Annotated in this window: 21 protein-coding genes; 17 read left to right on the top strand and 4 right to left on the bottom strand. The window is 55.8% G+C overall.

Going from position 1 to position 24443, the window contains the following annotated elements:
- The first annotated feature begins 37 nt into the window (after positions 1 to 37).
- The 6 genes from lysS (at position 38) to ADB08_RS06365 (ending at position 8572) form a co-directional block, all read left to right on the top strand.
- Positions 38 to 1570, top strand: a complete 1533-nt coding sequence (gene lysS / locus ADB08_RS06390; RefSeq protein ID WP_016421478.1) for a lysine--tRNA ligase — start codon at positions 38 to 40, stop codon at positions 1568 to 1570.
- A gap of 71 nt (positions 1571 to 1641) precedes the next feature.
- Positions 1642 to 3135 (top strand): metallophosphoesterase family protein, encoded by a 1494-nt coding sequence (locus tag ADB08_RS06385; protein ID WP_049171888.1) that lies wholly within the window; start codon positions 1642 to 1644, stop codon positions 3133 to 3135.
- 122 nt (positions 3136 to 3257) lie between these two features.
- Positions 3258 to 4664 (top strand): acyl-CoA dehydrogenase family protein, encoded by a 1407-nt coding sequence (locus tag ADB08_RS06380; RefSeq protein WP_049171887.1) that lies wholly within the window; start codon positions 3258 to 3260, stop codon positions 4662 to 4664.
- Between the two features lie 42 nt (positions 4665 to 4706).
- Positions 4707 to 5918 carry an acyl-CoA dehydrogenase family protein gene (locus ADB08_RS06375; RefSeq protein ID WP_016421475.1) on the top strand — a complete coding sequence of 404 codons (1212 nt, stop codon included), beginning with the start codon at positions 4707 to 4709 and terminating at the stop codon, positions 5916 to 5918.
- 219 nt (positions 5919 to 6137) lie between these two features.
- Complete coding sequence (locus ADB08_RS06370) at positions 6138 to 7595, top strand: purple acid phosphatase family protein (protein WP_048731772.1); 1458 nt, start codon at positions 6138 to 6140, stop codon at positions 7593 to 7595.
- Positions 7596 to 7744: 149 nt separating this feature from the next.
- Complete coding sequence (locus ADB08_RS06365; protein ID WP_038626626.1) at positions 7745 to 8572, top strand: hypothetical protein; 828 nt, start codon at positions 7745 to 7747, stop codon at positions 8570 to 8572.
- Positions 8573 to 8684: 112 nt separating this feature from the next.
- On the opposite strand, the gene ADB08_RS06360 is transcribed toward ADB08_RS06365, so the two are convergent.
- Complete coding sequence (locus tag ADB08_RS06360) at positions 8685 to 10403, bottom strand: AMP-binding protein (protein WP_038626623.1); 1719 nt, start codon at positions 10401 to 10403, stop codon at positions 8685 to 8687.
- Between the two features lie 373 nt (positions 10404 to 10776).
- Between ADB08_RS06360 and ADB08_RS11625 the strand changes: the two genes are divergently transcribed.
- Entirely contained in the window at positions 10777 to 10914 is a 138-nt protein-coding gene (locus ADB08_RS11625) for a hypothetical protein (protein ID WP_160310025.1), read from the top strand.
- A gap of 110 nt (positions 10915 to 11024) precedes the next feature.
- On the opposite strand, the gene ADB08_RS06355 is transcribed toward ADB08_RS11625, so the two are convergent.
- Both ADB08_RS06355 and ADB08_RS06350 read right to left on the bottom strand, forming a co-directional pair.
- On the bottom strand, positions 11025 to 11738 hold the full coding sequence (locus tag ADB08_RS06355) for a hypothetical protein (protein ID WP_049171884.1): 714 nt from the start codon (positions 11736 to 11738) through the stop codon (positions 11025 to 11027).
- A 2-nt stretch (positions 11739 to 11740) separates the two neighbouring features.
- Positions 11741 to 12490: a hypothetical protein gene (locus ADB08_RS06350; protein WP_222865188.1), complete on the bottom strand. Its 750-nt coding sequence runs from the start codon at positions 12488 to 12490 to the stop codon at positions 11741 to 11743.
- A gap of 192 nt (positions 12491 to 12682) precedes the next feature.
- Between ADB08_RS06350 and ADB08_RS06345 the strand changes: the two genes are divergently transcribed.
- From ADB08_RS06345 to ADB08_RS06315, 7 genes are all read left to right on the top strand, one after another.
- On the top strand, positions 12683 to 13441 hold the full coding sequence (locus tag ADB08_RS06345; protein ID WP_016421468.1) for a hypothetical protein: 759 nt from the start codon (positions 12683 to 12685) through the stop codon (positions 13439 to 13441).
- A complete protein-coding gene (locus ADB08_RS06340) occupies positions 13438 to 14739 on the top strand; it encodes a hypothetical protein (protein ID WP_049171882.1) in 1302 nt (433 codons plus the stop codon). The genes ADB08_RS06345 and ADB08_RS06340 overlap by 4 nt, the downstream gene beginning before the upstream one ends.
- On the top strand, positions 14726 to 15625 hold the full coding sequence (locus tag ADB08_RS06335) for a hypothetical protein (RefSeq protein ID WP_016421466.1): 900 nt from the start codon (positions 14726 to 14728) through the stop codon (positions 15623 to 15625). The genes ADB08_RS06340 and ADB08_RS06335 overlap by 14 nt, the downstream gene beginning before the upstream one ends.
- A 115-nt stretch (positions 15626 to 15740) precedes the next feature.
- A complete protein-coding gene (locus ADB08_RS06330) occupies positions 15741 to 17360 on the top strand; it encodes an Hsp70 family protein (protein ID WP_016421465.1) in 1620 nt (539 codons plus the stop codon).
- The gene (locus ADB08_RS06325; protein WP_016421464.1) at positions 17360 to 17953 is read left to right on the top strand and encodes a hypothetical protein; all 594 of its coding nucleotides are present in this window, start codon (positions 17360 to 17362) and stop codon (positions 17951 to 17953) included. The genes ADB08_RS06330 and ADB08_RS06325 overlap by 1 nt, the downstream gene beginning before the upstream one ends.
- The gene (locus ADB08_RS06320) at positions 17950 to 19545 is read left to right on the top strand and encodes a serine/threonine-protein kinase (RefSeq protein WP_016421463.1); all 1596 of its coding nucleotides are present in this window, start codon (positions 17950 to 17952) and stop codon (positions 19543 to 19545) included. Before ADB08_RS06325 ends, ADB08_RS06320 begins: the two co-directional genes overlap by 4 nt.
- A 46-nt stretch (positions 19546 to 19591) precedes the next feature.
- On the top strand, positions 19592 to 20392 hold the full coding sequence (locus ADB08_RS06315; protein WP_224433510.1) for a hypothetical protein: 801 nt from the start codon (positions 19592 to 19594) through the stop codon (positions 20390 to 20392).
- On the opposite strand, the gene ADB08_RS11360 is transcribed toward ADB08_RS06315, so the two are convergent.
- Positions 20389 to 20583 carry a DUF4236 domain-containing protein gene (locus ADB08_RS11360; RefSeq protein WP_016421461.1) on the bottom strand — a complete coding sequence of 65 codons (195 nt, stop codon included), beginning with the start codon at positions 20581 to 20583 and terminating at the stop codon, positions 20389 to 20391. The genes ADB08_RS06315 and ADB08_RS11360 overlap by 4 nt on opposite strands.
- Before the next feature lie 231 nt (positions 20584 to 20814).
- Between ADB08_RS11360 and ADB08_RS06310 the strand changes: the two genes are divergently transcribed.
- The 3 genes from ADB08_RS06310 to ADB08_RS11660 all read left to right on the top strand — a co-directional run bounded on the left by ADB08_RS06310 (position 20815) and on the right by ADB08_RS11660 (position 24383).
- Positions 20815 to 21273, top strand: a complete 459-nt coding sequence (locus tag ADB08_RS06310) for a hypothetical protein (protein WP_038626607.1) — start codon at positions 20815 to 20817, stop codon at positions 21271 to 21273.
- A gap of 254 nt (positions 21274 to 21527) precedes the next feature.
- Positions 21528 to 24206, top strand: a complete 2679-nt coding sequence (locus ADB08_RS06305; RefSeq protein WP_049171880.1) for an ATP-dependent Clp protease ATP-binding subunit — start codon at positions 21528 to 21530, stop codon at positions 24204 to 24206.
- Positions 24207 to 24383: a hypothetical protein gene (locus ADB08_RS11660; RefSeq protein ID WP_162837151.1), complete on the top strand. Its 177-nt coding sequence runs from the start codon at positions 24207 to 24209 to the stop codon at positions 24381 to 24383.
- The last annotated feature ends 60 nt before the right edge of the window (positions 24384 to 24443 follow it).

Raw genomic sequence — 24443 nt, 5'->3', positions numbered from 1 at the left:
AGCAGGTCGGCGGTGTAGTCGGCTAACCTTTATAGCCGTGACTGACGCGAAGAAGACCCCTGAAAACACCGCCACCGTTCCTGAGCAGCTGCGCATTCGCCGCGAGAAGCGTGACCGCCTGCTCGAGGCTGGAATTCAGCCGTACCCGGTTGAGGTTCCCCGTACTCACTCTCTCAAGGATGTCCGTGAAGAGTGGGGCCACCTCGAGGCTGGCGAGGAGACTCAGGATGTCGTGACCGTCATTGGTCGTGTCATGTTTATTCGTAACACCGGCAAGCTCTGCTTTGCCGCTCTGCAGGAGGGTGACGGCACGACCCTGCAGGCCATGCTTTCCAAGGCTGAGGTCGGCGAGGACGCCCTGGCTGCTTGGAAGTCGGACGTAGATATGGGCGACTTCGTCCTCATTACTGGCCGCGTAATTTCTTCGCGCCGCGGCGAGTTGTCTGTGATGGCTACCGAGTGGCAGATGGCCTCGAAGGCTCTGCGTCCGCTGCCGGTGTCGTTCGCTGATCTGTCCGAGGACAGCCGCGTGCGTCACCGCTACACGGACCTGATTATGCGTGAGCAGGCTCGTACTAACGCACTGACTCGCATCAAGGTCATCCGCGAGCTGCGCCACGCACTTGAGCGTCGCGGTTTCCTCGAGGTCGAAACCCCGATGCTGCAGACTCTGCACGGCGGTGCAGCTGCACGTCCGTTCGTGACTCATTCCAACGCTTTGGACATCGATCTCTACCTGCGTATCGCGCCGGAGCTTTTCCTCAAGCGCTGCGTCGTCGGCGGTATGGAGCGAGTCTTTGAGATCAACCGTAACTTCCGCAACGAGGGTATCGACTCCTCGCACAGCCCGGAGTTCGCGATGCTAGAGTACTACGAGGCATTCGGCACCTACGATGACTCCGCCCGCACCGTCCGCGAGGTCATTCAGGAAATCTGCGTCGCGGTCTTCGGTTCGACGACTGTTACGCTTGCCGACGGTACGGAGTTCGACTTTGGCGGCGAGTGGAAGCAGATTGAGATGTACCCGTCGCTGAACGAGGCACTTGCTCGCAAGTTCCCTGGTCAGCCGGAAGTCACTATTGACTCGACCGTCGAGGAGCTCAAGGCAATCGCCGATGTGATTGGCCTTGAGGTTCCGGAGAAGGGCGGCTGGGGCCACGGCAAGCTGGTTGAGGAAATCTGGGAGCTGCTCTGTGAAGACCAGCTCGACGGTCCTATCTTTGTCCGCGACTTCCCGGTCGAGACCTCTCCGCTGACTCGTCAGCACCGCTCCAAGCCTGGCGTGACCGAGAAGTGGGATCTTTACGTCCGTGGCTTCGAGCTGGCTACCGGCTACTCCGAGCTGGTTGACCCGGTTGTCCAGCGTGAGCGCTTTGAGGATCAGGCGCGACTGGCCGCTGGCGGCGACGACGAGGCCATGGTTCTGGATGAGGACTTCCTGCACGCAATGGAGCAGGGCATGCCGCCGACGACCGGTGTGGGCATGGGCATTGACCGCCTGCTGATGGCCCTGACCGGCCTTGGCATTCGCGAAACCGTGCTGTTCCCGATCGTGAAGCCGGAAGCGTAAGCGACTGAATTCATGTGTAGTTATCCCGGTGTTATCACCGGGATTATTTTTATCCCGTAATTTCTTCACCCGTGAATTCGGTAAATGGGAATAAGAAAATTGATCGGCGATCCGTATTGCGCTTGGGAGCAGTAGCGGGTGCGGGGGCTGTAGCGGTTGCCGTCAATAGCGTCGGGACGCGAGCAGTTGCATCGGCGGCCCCGAACCAGTCGCCGTTTCCATTCACCGGGTTGACCAGCGGCCTTGTTGTGACGGACCTGGAAGTCGTGACCGTGACCGATACGTCGGTGACATTTTCGTGGGCGACGTATGCAGGCCCACATCCAGCGTGGGGGAAGCTGGCTCCACTGGCGCCGGCCGACACTGAAGTTGCGCTAGTGCCAGTCGATGCCGATGAGGGCGGCGAGCTACCCGTGGTACATAAGGACGAGACGCAGGTTGGCTACCACTTTGTGACCGTCGATAAGCTGCGCCCTGGAACCACGTACCGTTTCGAATGTCGATCGAATGGGCTGGTCGCCGAGCCGGGGTTAATTACCCGAAACCTCCCCAATACACCTGAGCAAACTGGACTGTTCACGACGTTGGTCGCTCCGGAAGGGGAGTACCTGACCACGATTGCCATCCTCAACGACACGCATATCGGCGAAAACGGGCACGGTATTGTTGTCGGCAATTTGCCTGCACCTATTTTCCCTGAAGCCGGTGCCGCACCGTACCCCGAGGTCATGTTGACGGCTGCCCTCGCTGAGCTTCGGGGGATGGGCATTGAAGAGGTTTTCATCAACGGTGATGCCACGTCGGAGGCACGTCCGGCAGAGGTGCGCCGATTTGCAGAGATTATGAACACTTTTGGCGCTCAGGGGCAGCAGTGGTTTGTCACCCGCGGCAATCATGATCGTCCGCATAAGCCGGAGGCCGATCCGTCTGCTGGCTACGACGAATTCCCGGTTTTGGAGGGCATCGAAGATCATCGCGATCCCTTCGGTGTTCTCCTGGGGCGTCCGCGACAGGAACTGTGGGTCACTCAGCAGGGGCCGGTTCGCGTCATCGGTCTGGATTCGTCGAAGTTGGATCAGTCCGGTGGAGAGATTAGCCCGGAGCAGTTCGATGCACTGGAGCGGGAATTGCAGCGTGACCCCAATAAGCCGACGGTTGTGCTGGCTCATCACCCGATTACTTCCGAGGCTGGCTGGACAAATGCTGCCGGCCCCATATTCATTCTCAATAGCGCTGATGCACGACGTTTGCAGCAGCTGCTTAACGACGCTCCGGGTGTATTCTTCGTGGGAGCAGGTCACACCCACCGTGCAAAGCGTACTCGCGGTGATTTTGGTGCCGGCGTTGATTATTTGGAGACCGGCGCGTGCAAGGCATACCCCGGTGGCTACACGCTGCTGCATGTCTATTCCGGTGGTTACCAGGTTAATTTCCATCGTTTGAGCAGCGAAGATGCGCTTGCATGGACTGCGCGTGCCCGTTGGGCGATGTACGGCTTCGAGCCCGAGGCGCTGCTTGGTGAGCTCGCTGATCGCAACTACGTTGTTAACCGTGTTATCGCCTGACAAGTTAGAAACCTGAAAGTTTTCTGTTACTTGGCAATGTTTTTTCAATTCCTGTGACAACGGTCACGTGATTCATTTATTGTTATGCCAGTAATAGTTCTGACTCGAAAGGCCATGATTACATGAGCGAGAAGAAGAACCGCGAAGATTCGACTGTCGGCCGCAATAACCCTGGTCGCGACGCTATCGGAGCGGCAATGCGGTTCATCACGTCGATTACTGGTTCGGACTTCGCCCAGAAGTACGACCTTCAGCCAAAGATCGACCGCGTGGTGTACCAGTCCACCAAGTCCGGTTTCAAGACTCTTGGTGCCGCGAATCGTCAGTTTAAGAAGATTTCCGGTTCCGGTAAGCCGGAGCGTCCGGCTGAGGAAGCCCAGGCTGCACAGGAGGCCGCAGCCGAGGAGAAGGCAAAGAAGCTCTTCGACCTCACCCCGACCGAGGATCAGCAGATGATCGTCGAGACGGTGAAGGAGTTCGCTGAGTCTCGTCTGCGCGAGACTGCTTACAAGTCCGACCACGAGGCAACTCCGCCGGAGAACCTCGTCTCTGAGGCTTCTGAGCTGGGCGTCACCATGATCAACGTCCCGGAGGCTTTCGAGGGCATCGCTACAGGTGAGGACGTCACCACCAACGCGCTGGTCGCAGAGGCTCTGTCTTACGGAGACATGGGTCTGGCTCTGGCTGTGCTGGCTCCGGCCGGTGTCGCTGCCACCCTGACCGCTCACGGCTCTGACTCGCAGCAGAAGACCTACCTGCCGGCATTCGCTGGCGAGAACGTCCCGGCTGCCGCTGTTGTTCTCGCAGAGCCGCGCCCGCTTTTCGACGCGCGCAAGCCTGAAACCACCGCGAAGCGCGAGGGCGATTCGCTGGTCCTCAACGGTGTTAAGTCCTTCGTTCCGAACGCCGGCGCAGCTGAGCTGTTCATCATCGGTGTTGAGCTCGAGGGTAAGCCAGCTCTGGTTATCGTTGAGTCCGACACTGAGGGCCTCCACGTTGAGGCTGACCCGTCCATGGGGCTGCGCGGTGCCGCAATGGGCCGTGTCATCCTGAAGGATGTCAAGGTTCCGGCTGAGAACATTCTCGGCGGTGCTAGCACCTCTGCTGAGGATCGTGAAGAGGCATACCTCGACATTCTGCGTCGTTCCCGCCTCGGCTGGGCCGCGCTTGCAATGGGTACTTCTCAGGCAGTTCTCGACTACGTCATTCCCTACGTCAACGAGCGTCAGGCATTCGGCGAGCCGATTTCCCACCGCCAGGCAGTGGCCTTCATGGTCGCCGATATCAAGATTGAGCTCGATGGTCTCCGAATGATCACCCTCCGCGGTGCTTCCCGCGCTGACCAGGGTCGTGGTTTCGCTCGCGAGGCAGCTCTGGCTAAGACCTTCGCTACTGAAAAGGGCATGAAGATTGGTTCCGATGGTGTGCAGCTGCTCGGTGGACACGGCTTCACCAAGGAGCACCCGGTTGAGCGTTGGTACCGTGACCTCCGCGCAATTGGTGTCGCCGAAGGCGTCGTCGTTCTGTAAACCGCTAGATACTTCAGCCGAAAAGAATTAAGAGGAAAGAAAATGATTAACCTCGAACTGCCGAAGTTCCTCAAGGCGGGCGCGTCCCAGTCGCATCAGGCCGCCGCTGAGATCTTCCGACCGATTTCCCGTAAGTACGATCTCGCTGAGCACGAGTACCCGAAGGAACTCGACACCCTTGCCTCCATGATGGACGGCATGGCAGATGGTGGCCGTGGCTTCTCCGGTGCTTCCGGTGGACGTGGTGACGATAAGAAGCCGAAGCGCACCGGTGTAAAAAACGGTGGCAACATGGCTTCGCTGCTCAACGTTATTGAGACCTGCTGGGGTGACGTGGGTCTGACCCTGTCCCTGCCGTACCAGGGTCTAGGTAACGCAGCTATCGCAGCTGTTGCTACCGATGAGCAGCTGGAGGCTTTCGGTAAGACCTGGGCTTCCATGGCAATTACCGAGCCGTCCTTCGGTTCTGACTCCTCCGCAGTTTCCACCACCGCCAAGCTCGATGGTGATGAGTACGTCATCAACGGTGAGAAGATCTTCGTCACTGCTGGTGAGCGTTCCGACTCCGTCGTTGTGTGGGCGACCCTGGACAAGTCCAAGGGCCGTGCTGCCATCAAGTCCTTCCTGGTGAAGAAGGGCACTCCGGGCTTCACCGTTGAGCGCCTGGAGGAGAAGCTGGGTATTCGTTCCTCGGATACCGCAGTGCTCCGCCTGGACAATGTCCGCGTTCCGAAGGAGAACCTGCTGGGTTCCCCGGACATTGATGTTAAGAAGTCCTTCGCCGGCGCAATGGCGACCTTCGACAACACTCGTCCGCTGGTTGCGGGTATGGCCATCGGCGTCTCCCGTGCTTCGCTGGAAGAGCTGCGTCGCATCCTGGAAGAGGCTGGCATCGAGATTGACTACGATGCACCGGCACACACCCAGAGCGCTGCTGCAGCTGAGTACCTGAAGCTGGAGTCCGATTGGGAGGCTGCATACCTCCTGGCTCTGCGCGCTGCGTGGATGGCTGACAACAAGCAGCCGAACACTCTGGAAGCTTCCGAGTGTAAGGCCAAGGCCGGCCGTGCAGGCACCGAGATTTGCCTCCGTGCCGTTCAGCTGGCAGGTACCTTCGGTTACTCTGAGCGTAACCTGCTGGAGAAGTGGTCCCGCGACGTCAAGATCCTGGACATCTTCGAAGGTACCCAGCAGATTCAGCAGCTGGTCGTTGCTCGCCGCACCCTGGGCCTGTCCTCCAAGGAACTGAAGTAGTTACAGTTTCAGAGCAATCTACATACTGGTGAGCCGGTAAAAGCTCACAAAGATGCTCAAGCCACATTTTCCTAAAACACCGTCCTGCCATGACTTGGTAGGCGGTGTTTTATTTTGCGCTGTTTTGGCCGTGTGTCTCTTGTCGTTGCGTTCCTATTTTTCTGAGATTAGAGGGAGAGTTCATCTAATTTTCATCTTTAGGTTCTAGGCTTATTTGCCATGAGCATTTCCCGCCGGGCCTACCTCTCTGTTGCAACTCTTGCTGCAAGTTCAATGGCCGTCGCGAAAACCTCGGGAGCGTACGGCCTTGAGTACGTCACGTCGGGTCTGGGGCTTACCCAGTCGGATTCCAAGTCGTGGCAGGTACTGGCTAGCGACTTGGAGGTCATCACTGTCACAGACACGTCAGTGGCATTTACATGGGCAACATATGCTCCGGGAGTGCAGACAGCGTATGGCTTCATTAAGCCGACCGTTCCTTCGGATGAGCGGGTGCTGCTTGGTCCTGCGGATTCAACGCAGTTAGAGCTCGTGCACGAGGGGTACTCAGAGTCGGGCTACCACCATGTGGTCATTGACGGGTTGGAGCCGGGACGGGAGTACCGCTTTGAGTGCTGGTCACACAACTGTCGCGCGGTTCCGTCGCTGAATATCACCATGAGCAAAACGGCACCGGAGAAGACAGGCGTCGTAAGCACTCTGCCAGCGCTGGAGGGTGCACATTTGGCGACGTTCGCGCTGACGAATGACACACACATTGGTAAGCCCAATCATGACGGCATTCGCATTGGCAACCTCGGTCTTTCCTCCGGTCCGGGAGAGCAGCCTTTTGCCTCTATGCAATTGCAGGGTCTGGTGGACACGGTAAAGGCTGCCGGGTTAGACACTCTCGTCATCAATGGCGATTGCACGGATAGCAACCGCCCTGAGGAGTATGACGAACTCATCAGGGTTTTGGATACTTTCGGTGAGTTTGGGAAAAACTGGTTTGTCACCCGTGGTAATCACGATGTGCACCCGCCCGGGCTACCCAATATCAATGGTTTCCGGGGACGCGGAATCCGCAAAGGCAAGACCGCGGTTCCGGATTACTTCAGCCAGCGTCTTGTGCCGACGCAGCAGCACTGGTCGACTCGCGTCGGCGAAGTGCGCCTCATCGGTGTTGATACCGCCGAGTTTGGTTATGCAGGTGGACGTATTAATGAGCGGCAGATGCGTGCATTGCGTGCCGAACTCGCAGACGATCCAGAGCGTCCGACAATTTTGTTTGCGCATCACCCGTTTACTCAGGATGCGGTGCGTTCGCATTTCGGTGGTGAGGCATTCATGGTCGAGGCGCAGCAGGCCAAGATTTTTCAGGAGATTCTGGCCGCCACGCCGGGTGCCAAAGGCGTGTTCGCTGGTCATACGCACCGCAGCCGCCGTGGTATCGCTGACTACGGGGATACGGACTTCTGTGAGCGGGGTGCGGCACTCGGCTATCCGGGTGGATACACACAGATTCGAGTTCACACTGACGGTTACCAAATTAGCTACCACCGCACTACGACACCTCAGTCTCTGTCCTGGTCAACGAAGACTCGTTGGTCGATGTTCGGGTTGGAGCCAGAGTTTATGCTGGGAAAGATCTCCGATCGGAACTACGTCAATTTCTTCAAGAACAAAGTGCCACTCTGAGCTAGTGCTAGCTTCTAGCAGGGTACGCTGGGCAACGCATAGTGTTAATGGAAAATACGTAGTGGCAAGTTCCGCTGTGGGCGAAGTCGCAAGCCACCACGTTATTGGCCGAGCACAAGTGTGGCTCTGAAGTAATAAGGAATTTAGCGATGACCGACCAGTACAACCCGCGTTCGTCCTCCCCGCAGGATTGGGAGCAGGACGGTTATGCAACATCTGCCTGGGAGCAGCCGCAGGGTGGGGCTCAAGACGAGTACCAGCCTCAGTACCAGTACCAGTCGCAGGGGCCGAACCAGGGAGGTTCACCCCAGCAGTATCCGGCTTATCAGCAGGCTCCGGTACCTGAGCAGAAGAGCAACAACGGTCTGTACGTGGTTTTGGGCATCGTCGGTGTCGCACTTGCAGCGGTCGCCGGTATCGGTGGCGCGTACTACCTGAATAATTCCTCCGATAATTCCCCGCAGTCTCCCGATACGGTTGCGGCAGGGGACTCGTCGTCAAGCACTGCGTCCCCGGCGCCGGTGGAGACGTACACGGAAACCTATACCCAGACCGTCGAGCCGGAAACGACGAAGCAGCCGGAGAGCAGCGCTCCTACCACTACGCAGCGGGGAAATTTTGGTCTTCGCGCGTTCGGTATGAATCGCGATGATATCGATGCCAAAGGTTGGGTTGGCAGTACCGCTCGCTGCTCGGGTGGGTATTACGCGCGTGTGTTGGCGGAGACTTCTTCGGGTAAGGCCGTGATTTGTGAGAACTCCAATAACCGCCAGCAGCGCCATTACATTGGTGACTTCGGTGAGATTTCGGATACCCCGGATGCGTACACAGTAGATAGTTTCTCCGGGAACCGTGCTGTCGCGAAAAATGGTGGCTACACGTATACCGTCACTCCGAATGCGGTAACCGTGACCCAGGACGGCGAAGAGATTTTCCGTGAGCCCGTCACGGACTACGGTGTTTTGAACGCTGGCTAATCAGCTCTAGTTCTTCCTAGGACACGCAAAAAGGACGCGGTAACTTCCATAACGGAAGTTTTTACCGCGTCCTTTTCGTGTCTGCCGTTCGCTTTACGACGGTCCCTGCGCCCTAAGCCACCTTCTCCTCGGTGACATTCTCCCACGGCTTCGGCAGGTGGCGAGGAACCACCTTGCCGACTGCGTTGCGTGGCAGTTCATCGAGGAACACGGTCTCGCGCGGAACGGCGAATCGGCTGAGGCGCTGCTTGACGTATGTGCGAATCTGCTCATTGGTCAGGGCGCGGCCCTCAGGGGAGTCGTCGCGGACAACCCAGGCGACCAGGGCCTGACCGAAGCGCTCATCCGGGACACCTGCGACTGCGCACTCGCGGATACCCTCGAGCTGGCTGAGTGCATCTTCGGTCTGGCGTGGGAAGACGTTCTCGCCACCGGAGACAATCATGTCGTCCTCGCGACCGGAGATGTAGAGCAAGCCGTTTTCCATGCGACCCAGGTCACCGGTACAGACCATGCCGTCAATGACCTGCTTGTCCGCGCCCGGGCGGGTGTAGCCCTCGTACAACATGTTGTTGCCGACGAAGATTCGACCGGTCTCGCCGTCGGCGACGCGGTTGCCGTCTTCGTCGAGAATCTGGACACGAGTGCCCAGCGGTGCGCGACCAGCTGTGGTTGGGTTTGCCTTGAGCTCATCCGGGTTAGCAATGGTTGCCCAGCTGACCTCCGTGGAACCGTACTGGTTGTAGAGAACCGGCCCGAAGCGCTCGAGGGTCTTGGTGACAATTCCCTCTGGAATAGCCGAACCGCAGGATGCGATGACCTTTAGCGATGTCGCGCCGATGTCGTAGTTGTCCGGGAGAATCTCAATCATGCGCTGCAGCATGGTCGGCACCAGGAAGATGGTGTGCGGAGAGTGCTGCTCGATAATGCGCAGGCTGTCGGCTGGATCGAACTTGCGGCGCATAATCATGGTGGAACGCAGTGCGATGCACAGCTGCGCAGTCGCGAATCCCCAGGTGTGGAACAGCGGAGCCGCAAGGTAAGCCGGGCGACGCTGACGCAGAGGAATTCGGCTCATGATGGAAGATGCCGGCATCCAGCTGCGCGGCTCCGGACGCTTGGCACCCTTTGGAGTGCCGGTGGTTCCGGAAGTCAGAATAATAACGCGGCCACGGCGCGGGCGGGTTGGCAGCTCGGCGGTCGGCCACTTTGCCGGCGGTGCTGTCTTCAGCATCTCCTGCATGGAGGTCCAGCCCTCGCGAACGCAGGAGGTGTCACCGTAGTTTTCAAACCACGACACGGCGACCGGGCACTCATCGAAGTCCTCCGGCAGCATGTGAGTGAATTCCTCATCAATGAACAGGAAGTCAATCTTCTGTTCACGAATTACGGCCAGAGTCTGCTCGGCGGAGGCGCCGGTATTGAGCAGCACCAGGTCGGTGCCGAGACGACCGTGGGCACACAGAGCCATAATGAAACCGCGGTGGTTGCGAGCCAGCACACCGATGCGGTCGCGCTGCTGAATATCGCCGTGACGGAGTGCTCGCGCCAGGGCAGTGGAGCGCTCGTGCAGCTCCTCGTAGGTCAGCGAGCCGCCATCATCAATAATCGCAGTGTGGTGCGGATCGCGGCCGGCTGCAATGCCGAGGAGACCAGCTGGCAGGAAGTCCCAGCGGTAGATGGAACTTAATGCCTTACCAGCCGCGCCGGGCCCCATCGAGCCGAGGACGCCAGCCTGAGTCACCGGTGCGAGTCCGAGAACGAGGTCCGAGGTAGCTCGCGAAGCTTTGCGCACCTTATTGAGAATCGAGGTCTGTGGATTAGATGTCATAGTCACTCATCTTCCGTGGTTCATGTCCTGTGGTCTTCGGAGAGGCCTAATCAGGCGAAACCTCATCGGTAGGACTGCCGATTTAGTTTCTTTTACAGTAAGAATAAGTGTCCTAGGTCACTTTTGCGTAGCTTTTTGCAAAATTTTTTTATCAGAAACGAATAGTTGTGAAGATATGTGGCGTGACCAGTGAAGATAGTCAAGTATCAGTTCTCTTTCGCAGCTCAATGGGTGCTGACCTTAGCCGGGGAGGGGTTCTGGTTTGGATCTGATTCTTTTGGGGAAAGCTCCTGAAACCTGTTCTTATCCAGTTGCGCTCTCGACTCGGTGGCGAAGGGCGAACCTATCCGATACGACTCCAGTCCAGACCACTATGGTGACGTCGACTGAGGAGCTGGACGATGATCGCGATGACATTGATGACACGGATGATGACCGTGACGATGGCATGGACGACGATGATCACGATGACTTTGATGACGACGATGACGATGACCGCGTGAACAATTAGTTTTCTAATCGGCACCGTAGATTTTGTGAATCATCGGCCCCCCACGTAACCCATGAACCCCCGCTCACTAGTGAGCGGGGGTTCATGGGCGTTTATGGCAGGGACGCTATTTATTGTCCTGCGGTGTCCTGTGCCATATTCTGCTTAGCGGCATGGCTGACATTGTCGGCGATATCTGTTGACAGTTGTTCGGCATCATCCCACGGGCCAGAATTGGATACCCACACATTGAGCTGTATATGCCCGGTTCGGATGGTTTCTAGGTATCCGTCCTGGTCGTTAATGGTAGATGCACGAGACTGGGCGTCTTCGTCTGCTCCACCAACAAGAATGAGAATTGTTCCATTGGAATCTTCAAAGTTGTAGCCACAGCCAATACCTAAGTCCTTCACGCTAGTCGGCACAGCGTGAGTCTCTTCCGGCATGTAGTCGCCAGCATCACACACGTTAAGCCAGCTGAGCGCCATTTTGTAGTAATAGGAGGCTATGGAGGCCTGGTCGGAATTGGTGTTCTTGTCTTCCAATTCCGAGTTTGCTTCTTCCAGCTCATCAATCTTTGCTTGCAGCTCGCTTTCCCGCTCCTCTGCCTGCTGTTGAAACGAGTAAATCTCTTCACTCGCGCTTGCAAGTTCGGACTCAGCATTCTTACCGCCCATGGCAAACCCCGCCGCGCCGGCAACAATCACTCCGACTGCGCCGAGGATGAGCGGCAGCGTCAAAGGTTTACTCTTTCCGGACTTAGTGCCGGAAGCTCTCTCCGACACTTTCTCGGAAGTGCCCGACTGGTTGCTATTCCACGGATCGATGGGTTCGTGAGCGTTCATTTTTAACCGACTACCTTCACCTTCTGTGCGATTGTGATTGGTTCGAATCCTGGCTGCTGAGCTGTCACAGCAACGATGTATTCACCGGGTTCTGTAAATGTTGCGTAGGCCTTCTCCCCAAACCGGCGAACGATCTGGCAAGGAGTATGTTGTCCAGTCACACCTGCGCTGGCACTTGCAGTCGGTTTGCCCTCAGAATCGTAGACATCCACCTTGTTTTCACAGGTTTCCGTACCACCAGACTGGCTGAAATTCCACAGCAACCTCGCGTTTGCTTCGCCATCAACCAGGGGATAGGTCAACAGGCTATTGGCCCCCTCGAAGGGAAGCGTGATCCGAGCAGTGTCGAAGCCGCCCAATTCTTTCTGGTGAGCAGTTGCGTCAATCTTGACGTTTTGGCGCTTGGCACTGCCGGGCTCCATGCCGCCAATTTTGGTCAGCTCCATCGAGCTATTCAGCGTTACTGCACCGGAGTCGGCATCCGAGTCTGAAAGTTCGCTGTTGGGAGAATTCTTATCCTGCGAACTGTTGGCATATTCCTGCTCTGGCTCTTCCGACCCGGTCGAGCTCTCAATCGAGCTAGGAGTTTCGGATTGTGCATCAGAAGCAGGGGACGTTTCTGTAACTGTCACCACCGCGGGGGACTCCGGGACAGCGTTGTTAGTGGGCATACCTGAGCAGCCAACCAGAGTCAGGGTAGCAGCGGCGGCTGCCACAGCTAAAACGTGCTTTGAATGAAACTGGGATGTCATGGGCGTTAAAAACCTCCGAGTTAAGCGCCGAATAAGCGTTTTCTTCATCTGCTTGACGACGCTATAGCGGAGGCCTCAGAAGCGGTACGGGAGTTCTCCCGGTGACTTTCACTACCCGTGCAGGTTTAACTAAATCCTGTCGGGTTCAGCGAATTAATCGTTGGACAAAAGATTGAGGGAAAGAACCGTTTAATGAACCTCCAACAGCTGAAAGATGTGGCCAAAAGCTACTTCTCAAAAACCACAGATATTGTGAAGGGTGTTCCAGATCGTACTAAAGGTTGGCGCGGTGATTTGGAGGATCAAGGAATTATTCCAAACCGTGTTGGTGTAGATCAAGAAGGTCGTATCATTCCGCCATTTTTTGTTTGGTGGGCACCCTGGATGTTTCGAGTCGTACTCATTATCGCCGGATTCATAATTGGCGGAATTTTGGAATCCATCAATAGTGGGCCATATCCAGATACGGCGATGTTGATTCCATTCGCCATGGGGTTTGCGATGTGGTTCTTGCGAAATCAGACTAGTTGGATTCCCGGCCTCATTATCACGGTGCTGGCAGTCACCGCAGCATCGCTTATGTCTAAAAGCGTCCTTATTTCGCTCGAAGCATTAATCCTTTTCGCTCTCGTAGTCCTAGTGGAATACATCTACGCTCGCGCCGCATTCGACTACAACACTGCCGCGGCGTTTGAAGAGATGAAGCAGGCGCTTTCCACCTACGGCACTGCCTATGAACTTGAAGAACGAGAGGACACCAACGTCAACGGAGAGACTCTGACAACTGTCTCCGCGCTTGATTCGGGACGCCCTGCTAGGGCAATGATTCGACTGTTGCCGGAGCATGTAGACCCCGGATGGCTTATCGCAGTAGATCCCGCCAGGCGGTTTATGACAGGCCTATCTCCAGAACAGCGTGTTCGCATCAGTGAGATTCAGGAGCAGATGTGAGTCTGAATCCCGCAGTTCGAGACAACCTAGCTGGAAATCTATTTTCACCAGGCGCAGTGCCAACGGGCGCCAAGTTAGCTCAGCTGATTGCTGACATTCCCATGGGCGGAGATGCCTCTTCCTCGGATTTTTGGGAAGCGCGTGTCCGTTTAATTCGAGACCTGTTGTTCTTCGGTAAGCAGTCCCAGCGCGCACTGGACATTATCGATGAGCTGCACACCGAAGATTTTGTCGACGCAGTGCGAAAGAAGTTCGGTGTTTCTTTTCGACTTGTTCTCAAACGAGTACAGCGTCCTCAGTACTTCTTCACTGATGTGCAGATGAAGGCAGTTAAAGAGGGGTTCTTGAAGCCGTATGCAAAGGGCAGCGGAAAAGCGATTACCGAGCACGGGCTTGAAGAGTTCTTTGATCGGATATTGGTTCCAACGTCTAACCGCATGGAGCTCCGTGAATACGTCGACGTTGAAGATAGCCAGGAAATTGAGACTGGTCCGACGAACAACGCGGAGAAACGAGTCTGGGCGGCCTTTGATGAGGCCAGTAGTGCAAATACCGACATTCGGTCGATTGCAGATGTCATTGCGAACGGTTTTCGTGAACAGTCCGAAGGCTTTATTGACGGCAAACCGATCGATAGCGACATGCTGAAGAGTGCAACTAAATCCATCGGTGCGAGTTTTCGTACCGGCTCGCCAGAGGCTGAAACCCGCACCGGTCTTATTCGAAGGTTGCAAGCAGTCGATGATCCAGCGGATTTAGTGACTCGACATACTTTCGGTCTGCTTAACGACGAATCGTCGCTGGACCCAACGAGACTTCGTAAAGAATTGCAAATTGCTGAGGGAGCCTACTGTTCTAGTTCCGATTCGACAATTGAGAATCGCGTCCTTCAAAACGTCAATCGAGACGATGTCTTGAAGGCTGATACCGGAAGGGGAAAATCGGATTTTAAGACGCCCCATGCCGGTGAAGGGGATGCGATTGCCAAGGAGTTATTACGATTTCTTTCTCCATTTGTTGTGCTCGGTTTAATAGTGCAGTTCATGCAGGAGGGTAATGGATTTATTGCTGTACCGGTTCTGGCTATTTTTGTCGGTATCTTGTGGGCGTTGGTAAAGAAGCGAGTGGCAAAACGATGGATTGCTGTTTTTGGAATCGTATATTTCATTGCCATGGGGGTTATAAATGATAATTTCTATGAATTAGGATGGGTTCTATTTTCTATATTTATCATTACATTTGTGTCGATTGCCTATCTATTCGCTAAGGGGAAGGAATATAAAAATGGGGTTCTTTAATAACAAAAAGGATGAAAATAAAAGGTCGGTTAAACATTCAGACGGTCGTGCTGATGAGTATCAGGAACGAGATCCTAAGTATCCGGAGGTTGACTTCGGTGGAGCGCATAATTTCGCCCCGCTGCCGAATTTTGATGAGTCCTTCGGCCCCCGGGGCACGGTCGACAATGGTGATACCACAGGTCAGGAGCCGGTCGAGTATTCCGGAGATCCAAAACTAGACACCGACGAAGCTGCATGGTCCAAGGTTGAGAACGTCGAATTTGACGGTGTTGAATTTGGTGGTGCCGAGTTTGGCCATGATGAAGACACCGCGGAAGGAGTTCCAGCCCAGCAGGATTTTCCTCCCGCGACAGTGGAAGAGCTCCCAGAAACGGATGCTGAAAGTACCGCAGGTGTTGCGGCCGGGAACGTCGTAAAGCAGTTGGATTTGATTCAAACACGGCTGGACACAATGAACGCAGTATTGCGCTCTCAAAGTGAAGAGTTGGAAGCGCTGACTGATCGTCGTTGGTACGCCCAGTTGATGCCGCTGGCGGAAAAGTTGGCGGCCATCCATGACGGGATTTGCGCTGACCTTTCGCGGCTCGAAGAAACTACCGAAACTGATGGCAGTGACCTGTATTCGACCCTGGATTTCCTGCAGGACTCGATCGCAGATGCGCTTCAGTCCATGGGAGTGGCAATTACAGAGGCGAAGGTGGGCGATGCCTTTGATTCTTCAATTCACCGTCGTACCAAATTCGCGGATTCGGATAACCCCGCGCTGCACCGCACGCTGGCGCCATCACGACGAATCTCGCACTACTACACCTTCACCAGTTCTACCAGTCCAATTGTGGTGGCCAAGGCGCCGGTCACGGTGTACCGGCACAGCGGCAACTAGGCCAAAACTCGAGTCTGAACAGAGCACAGCTCGAGTCCGGCCAGCACACAACTAGAGCGCTGACACGGCAAAAGAAGTCAAGAATCCAACAGATTTCAGAATAAGGAGAAAAATCATGGCTGAACGTATTTACGGCATCGATCTGGGCACATCCAATAGCGCAATTTCCTACGTGGACTCACTGGGTGTTCCTGTCATTCAAGAAAACCTCGACGGAGATCTGTCGACACCAAGTGTGGTGTGGTTTGAATCGAAGGCCAATACCGTTGTCGGAAAGCTGGCACGTGAAGAGAAGCTCTTCAGCCCCAATGACGTCATCGAGCTGGTGAAGCGGAGCATCGGCACCGATAAGAAATGGAATTTCAGCGGGAAGGCGTATACCCCGGAGGAGATTTCTTCATTGATTTTGCGCTCGTTGGTTCCAGACGAAGCAGCTGACGACGAGATTTCGGCAGTTATTACTGTGCCGGCATATTTTGGTGCGAAGGAGCGCGAGGCAACTCGCAACGCAGGGCAGATTGCTAATTTCAATGTGTTGGAGCTGGTAGCAGAACCGGTTGCTGCGGCCCTCTACTACGACTCCAAGCAGCCTCTAAAGGACAAGACCTTGCTGGTGTATGACCTCGGAGGCGGTACATTCGATGCCACGATTGTGCAGGGGATTGACAACACCTTCCGGGTTATTGCCACCGACGGTGATGCTCGACTGGGCGGTGCTGACTGGGATAAGGCGCTTGGTGAATTTATCCTGGATAAATTCATTGAGCAGACTGGTGACGAGGAGGCGGAAAACGATGAGACCTTCGTCGCTAAGTTGCATGAGCAGACGGTGAACTGTAAAGAGGCGCTGAGTAATGCGGAAAGCGCCACTGTGCGACTTGCCAGTGACTCTGGTTCCCGCGCCAAGATTGCCGTTACCCGCGAAGACTTGGAGCGTGTCACGGCGCCATTGCTCGAGCAGACGGAGATTCCTTTGACCCGTGTATTGGAGACGGCAAAGGAAAAGGAGCCGGGACTGACAATTGATGAGGTCATCCTGGTGGGTGGATCTTCGCGAATGACCGCCGTAACCAAACTGGTGGAGCGTCTGACGGGTAAGAAGCCACTGTTGGTTGAGCCTGATCTAGCCGTTGCTAAGGGTGCTGCCCTTGCTGCGATGATCAGCAAGCTCGGGGGAGTGGTTAATGCTGAGTCCAGCCCTGCTGTCCAACAGCAGTCAATTGCGCAGATCGCGGCTGAGACAGGGATTGACGCCGGGCAGCTAGCCGCGCTGTCGGAGAAGAAGGTGGCAAATGTATTGCCAAAGTCGATTGGCATTCGAGTTGTCGATCATCTGAACAACCCGTACATCGACTATCTGGTCAACCAGAATGACATGATTCCCCTGTCTGAGCCGGTGGTCCGGGAGTATTCGACCGTAGCTGATGGCCAAGAGGAAGTAGATTTGACGCTGTATCAGCAGGCCAGTGACGTTCCATCCGAAGATGTCGCTCTCAATGACATCATTAGTGGATCGGAATCTATGCTGACAGGTATCCCGCCGTTGCCCAAGGGTCAGCCAATTCAGGTTAAGTTCTTTGTAGCAGCAGACGGCATGATTACCGTGGAAGGCACTCACGTTCCATCGGGTCGCTCAATCGAATCCCACGTGCGCATTGGTGTGATGAATGAGGAAGAGATTTCGGCTGCTCGCACGACGATGATGAAGGTTTCTGTCAGCCAAGGAGATAACTGATGACCGACGATCGCACTCTAATCCCGGGCGTCGATGACATTGACAGCGGTGCAAATTCCGATACTGATGGTCGAAATCGGAAGATTCTGCTGTTCGTGCTCGCCATTCTGGTTGTCGTCATCCTGGCAATGGTGGTCTGGATCCTAAATTTCCGCTCTAACCAGCAGGATAACGCCGACGGGTTGTTTGAAACCACTGAAAGCACCGAAGTGGAAGTCTCGCCGTCCTACTATGTGGGCGATGATCAGGAACCAACCTCGACTACAATCGCACCGCCTGCCGACGATCGGTTCGTAGACCCAGAGGTCTTAGCGTCGACCGTTGATCCGACGTGCCCGATGCTGCAGAGTGCCTGGTCAAACCAGGGCTCCGATATGGACTGTGAAGCATATTACGAGGTAGTGCGGGCGCTCAGTAAACAGCGGCAAGAGCAAGGAACACTGCCAAAGCAGACGACAATCGAGATTGAGTATGACGGTCAGCCACTGACGATGGAATGCCAAGAAGTTTCGCCTAATTATGATTGCCGCTCTGAGTCTGGGATTCAGATTATGGTGGGTAATCTCGATGGGTCTGGGCAACGGAACCGATGACTAATCTTCCCCAGGTAGGCGATATTTTTGAGGGCTACGAGGTTGAAGCTCTCATCGGTGCCGGCAATATGGGGACTGTTTTTCGAGTACGAAATCCCAAGCTGGGCCGAAACGAAGCACTGAAAATCGTCCCACTGCCGGAAGAGGCCAGTGCTTCTAAGCGAATGGAGGCACTGTTCCAGAACGAGGTTTCTATCGCAGCCACTGTTCACGTTCCCAACGTTGTGACCGTGTTCGATGGCGGGCGAGCCGGGAACCTGCTTTGGTTCACCATGACTCTTATTAGCGGTAATTCGTTGGGCGCTGAACTGGCCGAATATCCGCCGCGCACTTTCGATAAGAGCGAGGTCATGTCGATTGGTGTGGAGATTGCTACCGCGCTAGATCGGCTAGCAAAGCACGAACCAGCGGTGATTCATGGTGATGTAAAACCATCAAATATCGTCGTAGAGCGAGATTCGTCGGGGCTTGTGTTAAGCGCGACGCTTGTGGATTTCGGTGTATCAACCGCCACTGAAATCGACAGTGTTGGCGTGACCAATCGTGTTGCCGGCTCATTGCCCTACATGGCGCCAGAGATCTTCACTAAGGGTTGCATTAGTGCAGCTAGTGACGAGTATGCGTTTGCGTGCACGATATTCGAGCTGTTGCAGGGATATAAGGCATTTCCAGCTACTGACGCGGCCAGTGCGCGGCAATTGCACTGCGGTAAGCGACCGGTTACCAACCTCGGTGCGGTAGTTGATTCGGTCTTCGCCAAGGCGTTGGCGGTTGACGCCGATGAACGCTACGAATCCTGCAATGCGTTTATTAGCGATCTCATTGCTGCGCTAAATGGTGGTGCCGTCGAGGTTCGCAATCCGAAGAACCGGAAGAAAGCCCTTGCAGCGTTCTCCGTAGTGGCATGTCTAGGCCTTATTGGTGGTGGCATTGTTGTTGCCGAACGTAGCGGCATTGGAGATGGCGGTCTCTTTAGTGCCAAGCACTTGGCACAGCCAGTAGCTATCGGAGGTTCTGCGGAACCGATGCGACTTCGCGCTCCCGATTTGGCGAAGGGGCCTCGGATTCCGGTGGGTGACCGATGGACCCTTACGTCGTTAAGCGACGTCCCCATCGGTGAGAAGAGCTGGCAGGGGATTCAGCGGATGGGAACATTCAACGGTGCTGCATATCACGCGACGCAGTTTGCTTCGGCAGATGAATTCTTGCTGCCATTTCGCCACGGTATTGATGAGAAGAAGCCGATTGCAGAGGCTGAAAATGACAAATGGCGGGGTGAAATTCTGGATGCCGTGAGCAAGAACCGGTCAGTGGCTGAACCAGCTGGCTCTGAAGTGGTGAAACTGCGAATGGAGCCCGATGGTCGCCGGCTGGATGTCCTACAAACGTCAGGCTCATTTCAAGCTGTGAACAGCGAAGGTTCCGAGGCAACACGGCCGATTAATTACTGCTTGGTTCAGCCGGCGGAAAGTTCTGCGCCATCCAGTCCCGAAGTGCTTCGTCCGGTATTTGTCGTTTTGAGTGAAGGCGATCCTTGTCCTGCTGCCTATGACACGGTGGCGGCGTGGGCAATGCAAACCACGACGAATTAAGCGATAACGCCGAGAATATTTGTTATATTTCGGATAACTATCATGAATGCCAGTCACTTCAGCCGTCGTTGGGCGATTCCCCCAGGAGCGTTGGGTAGGGTTCCTGATTCGCGGTTGGTGGCTGGTGGTGCGAGAGAAAGGCCTGGTCAACGTGACATCGCTCCCAACACTTGTGGTTGATAATTTGTGTGGGGATGCGATTGTTGCCAATCCGAGTGAGGGATTGACCATCGGGCGTGACGCCGACCTCAAAGTGGGCGAAGATAACCGCTACATGCACCGCATAGCAATGTATGTGTATGCGGAATCCGGAATGTGGTTTCTGCTCAATAACTGCGAGCACGTGACTGCAATGGTGCACATTCCGGAGGTGTCGCGGTCATTCCGGCTGGCTCCGCAACAGCGTTTTGATTTGAGCTACCCGGAGTATTTCATCCGCTTTTCCGTCAAGGATGACCAGTACGAAATTCAGATTAAACAGGATATTGAGCACGCCGATGCGAAGGTCGTGCTGCCAACTGACGGGACTGAAACCATCTCGGTTGGGGAGCTGCCGGAGCGCCAGCGTGCTCTGATCGCTGCATATGCGGAGGATTATCTGCGCGGCCGAATCGACACCATTATGGTTTCATGCACCGATGCCGAGGCCGGCCGAAAGCTGGGAGGCAAGACCGCAAAGGCAGTCGAGCATTACCGCACCGCACTTTTTGAATCCGCTTTGAGCAAGGGGCTGGTCTCAAGCAAGGAGTGGCAACGGGTTAATCAAAAGAGCCGTCTGCAGCTGGTAGTTGTCGCTGCAATCGAAGCACGATTGGTCACTGCAGACGACTTGAAACTGCTCGCTTAACGACGGTACTTGCGATAAGTCAATCCTTTAATTGGCGTGTTCACAGTAGTGGTTCGGCCGCCACGGGCATTCTTCGTCCACCGAACGGGCCCCATGCGATAGGAATATCCGAGGCCAGAACGCGATAGCGTAACCCGGGAGTTGCGGGTGGGGCGGAAGGTCTTTCGGAAGCTGAATAGTTTGAAAGCCATTGATATAAATCCATTCTCGGTGCGTCACAGACTGCCATGCGCTCTGACCGTGCTGCTTTGGACAGCATCGCTCTCTGACTGCATTGTGCCGGTGACATAAGCGGATAAATCGTGGTGCGTTTGATGGCACCACTGTCCAGATTTGGGCAGTCCAGCATGGTTTAGCTAGGGGAGAACTCCCCGGGGAGAACTCCCGTTTCTTTTGTGTCCGAGAGTTTTTAATCTGAGATCATGTTCACCAAGAAGATTTCCGCTGTAGCCGCCGCAATCACTGCCGCCACTGCGCTTGCTGTTGTCAATCCGTCCGTCGCCGATGCAGCTACGAACTACCCCAAGATCAACCGTGACTATGTCAGCTATTCCACAGACGGAGAAACCGTAGTCTGTGGTGGGTCGGTAAATCAGGACATGTTCCGCTGCCAGACCACAGCTAAGTGGGGTAACAAGAAGAACGCCCACAATCTGGTCACCTTTGATCTCGAGGATGCATCTGGAAGTTGGGAAGCCGGAATGAGCGGTGGAAATTGGGATGCCTCGCGCCCGCCATTCCGACTGAAGGAAGGGAAGAAGTACAGCTTCCACGGGATCGTGGTCCTGAATAAGAATGGCACCCTGTACTTCAGTTCTCCGTACCACGAGGTGCGCGGTGAAGTGACTCCGTATGAGTGGGAGATTATGGAGACTGACTGATATCCCGTGCAAATACTCCTTCTTGTCTGGCGTTTGGCTTAACGCGCAGGAGTAATTCATTCCAACATTCGTTTCCTCCCGGTGGCATTGCCGCCGGGAGCTTTTGCTGCCGTACGAGCAGTGATACCTCTCTCGACCAGGCTGTTCGCTACTGGCGTACGGCTATAGGGATTAATCTGTGTCGCGTCGCGTTTAAGCTAGGTGAAACAACCTTTATTGAATTACGGCAAAAATAGACACTTGAAAGGGCAGTGATGTTCGAGAGGTTTACGGACCGAGCACGTCGCGTTGTCGTCCTGGCACAGGATGAGGCACGCGAGCTCAATCACAATTACATCGGCACGGAGCACATCCTGCTCGGCCTGATTAGTGAAGGCGACGGTGTAGCTGCCAAGGCGCTGGAGTCCATGGGTATTTCCCTGGATGCTGTGCGCTCTGAGGTAGTCGACATTATTGGTCGTGGCTCCCAGCCGCCGAGCGGTCACGTGCCGTTTACCCCGCGTGCAAAGAAGGTGCTGGAGTACTCTCTGCGCGAGGCTCTGCAGCTGGGTCACAAGTACATCGGTACTGAGCACCTGCTGCTCGGCCTGATTCGTGAGGGCGAAGGTGTTGCTGCTCAGGTCCTGGTTAAGCTCGGCGCTGACCTGCCGCGCGTACGTCAGCAGGTTATTCAGCTGCTCAGCGGTTTCCAGGGCGATGAGTCCGATGGTTCTCCGGAGCAGCGTCCGGTCGGTGCTACTTCCGGCGCTCGTGTGCAGGAGGGTAACCACCAGTCGGGTTCGCTGGTGCTTGATCAGTTCGGTCGTAACCTGACCGTTGCTGCACGTGAGGGCAAGCTGGATCCGGTTATTGGCCGCGAGAAAGAAATCGAGCGCATTATGCAGGTTCTTTCTCGTCGCACCAAGAACAACCCTGTGCTGATTGGTGAGCCTGGTGTTGGTAAGACCGCCGTCGTGGAGGGGCTTGCACTGGACATTGTCAACGGTCGTGTGCCGGAGACGCTGAAGGATAAGCAGCTTTACTCTCTCGACCTGGGCTCGCTGGTTGCGGGTTCCCGTTACCGCGGTGACTTCGAGGAGCGTCTGAAGAAGGTGCTCAAGGAGATTAACCAGCGCGGTGACATCATCCTGTTTATTGACGAGATTCACACGCTGGTTGGTGCCGGTGCCGCCGAGGGCGCAATTGATGCAGCCTCGATTCTGAAGCCGAAGCTGGCTCGCGGTGAGCTGCAGACCATCGGTGCTACCACTTTGGATGAGTACCGTAAGCACATTGAGAAGGACGCCGCTCTTGAGCGTCGTTTCCAGCCGGTGAACGTGCCGGAGCCGAGTGTGGATCTCACTATCGAGATTCTGCGCGGTGTCCGCGATAAGTACGAGGCTCACCACCGCGTATCCATCTCGGACAAGGCTCTGGTTGCCGCAGCTACGCTCTCCGACCGCTACATCAACGACCGCTTCCTGCCGGATAAGGCCGTTGACCTGATCGATGAGGCCGGTGCTCGCATGCGCATCAAGCGCATGACTGCCCCGGCTGACCTGCAGGAGATTGACTCCAAGATCGCCGATGTGCGCCGCCAGAAGGAAGCCGCCATCGACGAGCAGGACTTTGAGAAGGCAGCTGGTCTGCGCGACAAGGAGCGCAAGCTGGGCGAAGAGCGCCGCGAGCGCGAGAAGAAGTGGCGTGCGGGCGAGTCCGACACCATCGCTGAGATTGGTGAGGAGCAGATTGCGGAGGTCCTGGCTTCCTGGACTGGCATTCCGGTGTTCAAGCTCACCGAGGAAGAGTCCTCGCGTCTGCTGCGCATGGAGGATGAGCTGCACAAGCGCATTATCGGTCAGGAAGAGGCCGTCAGTGCTGTCTCCCGCGCTATTCGTCGTACCCGCGCTGGTCTGAAGGACCCGAAGCGTCCGTCCGGTTCGTTTATCTTCGCCGGCCCGTCTGGTGTTGGTAAGACCGAGCTGTCGAAGGCCCTGGCCGAGTTCCTCTTTGGTGAGGAAGACGCACTCATTCAGATTGATATGGGTGAGTTCCACGACCGCTTCACCGCTTCGCGCCTCTTCGGTGCTCCTCCCGGATATGTCGGCTACGAAGAGGGCGGCCAGCTCACCGAGAAGGTGCGCCGCAAGCCGTTCTCCGTCGTGCTTTTCGACGAGATTGAGAAGGCCCACAAGGAGATTTACAACACCTTGCTGCAGGTCCTGGAAGACGGTCGTCTGACTGACTCGCAGGGTCGAGTGGTGGACTTCAAGAACACGGTTCTGATCTTCACCTCGAACCTGGGTACCAGCGACATTTCCAAGGCTGTTGGTATGGGCTTCTCGGGGGTCGGCGAGGCCGATGAAGATGGCAAGTACGAGCGGATGAAGGACAAGGTCCACGACGAGCTGAAGAAGCACTTCCGTCCGGAGTTCCTGAACCGTATCGACGAGATTGTGGTCTTCAAGCAGCTGAGCCAGGCTGAGATTGTCCAGATGGTCGACCTTATGCTGGCCCGCGTCAGCGACCAGCTCGACGAGAAGCGCATCACCATGGAGATTTCCGACCGCGCCAAGAACCTGCTGGCCAAGCGTGGCTTTGATCCAGTGCTCGGTGCCCGTCCGCTGCGTCGCACGATCCAGCGCGAGATTGAGGATCAGCTCTCCGAGAAGATTCTCTACGGTGAGGTCGGTCTCGGCGAGACCGTCTTCATCGATGTCGAAGGCTGGGATGGCGAGTCCAAGGACGTCGACAAGGCGAAGTTCACCTTCACCAACAAGGGCAAGGCCGGGAACGTTGATGCCGACGGCGGTGCTCTGGGGGAGTCTGAGGAAGACAAGGACGTTCTCAGCAGCGCTGATGGCACCCTGAGTGTTGAAGCCGACGACATCGAAGGTGCTGCCGACCAGGCCGCTGCCGAGGTCGAATCCGATAACTCCGAGGGAGAGAACTAAATGGGGCTCCAATTTCGCAAGAAGCAGAACCTGGACAAGGACACGTGGCTGAACTACTCGGGTTCGGGAGTCTCTGGTTCTAAGCGTATCGGTCCGGTGACCATTAACAGCCGCGGCGGTTACACCGTCCGACTGGGCAAGGGCCTGACCTTCCGCGGTCGTTGGAAGAAGAAGTAGTTAGTGGCTGATGGCTGTCGGTGAGCATTTCACCGTCAGTACAGCTAGTGCGCTAGCACA

The organism is Corynebacterium sp. 239_CJEI, from assembly GCF_001055995.1.
In the GTDB taxonomy this organism is placed as follows: Bacteria; Actinomycetota; Actinomycetes; order Mycobacteriales; family Mycobacteriaceae; genus Corynebacterium; species Corynebacterium jeikeium_D.
The sequence above is the reverse complement of the archived record's forward strand: the minus strand, read 5'-3'. Positions and strand labels throughout refer to the sequence as shown.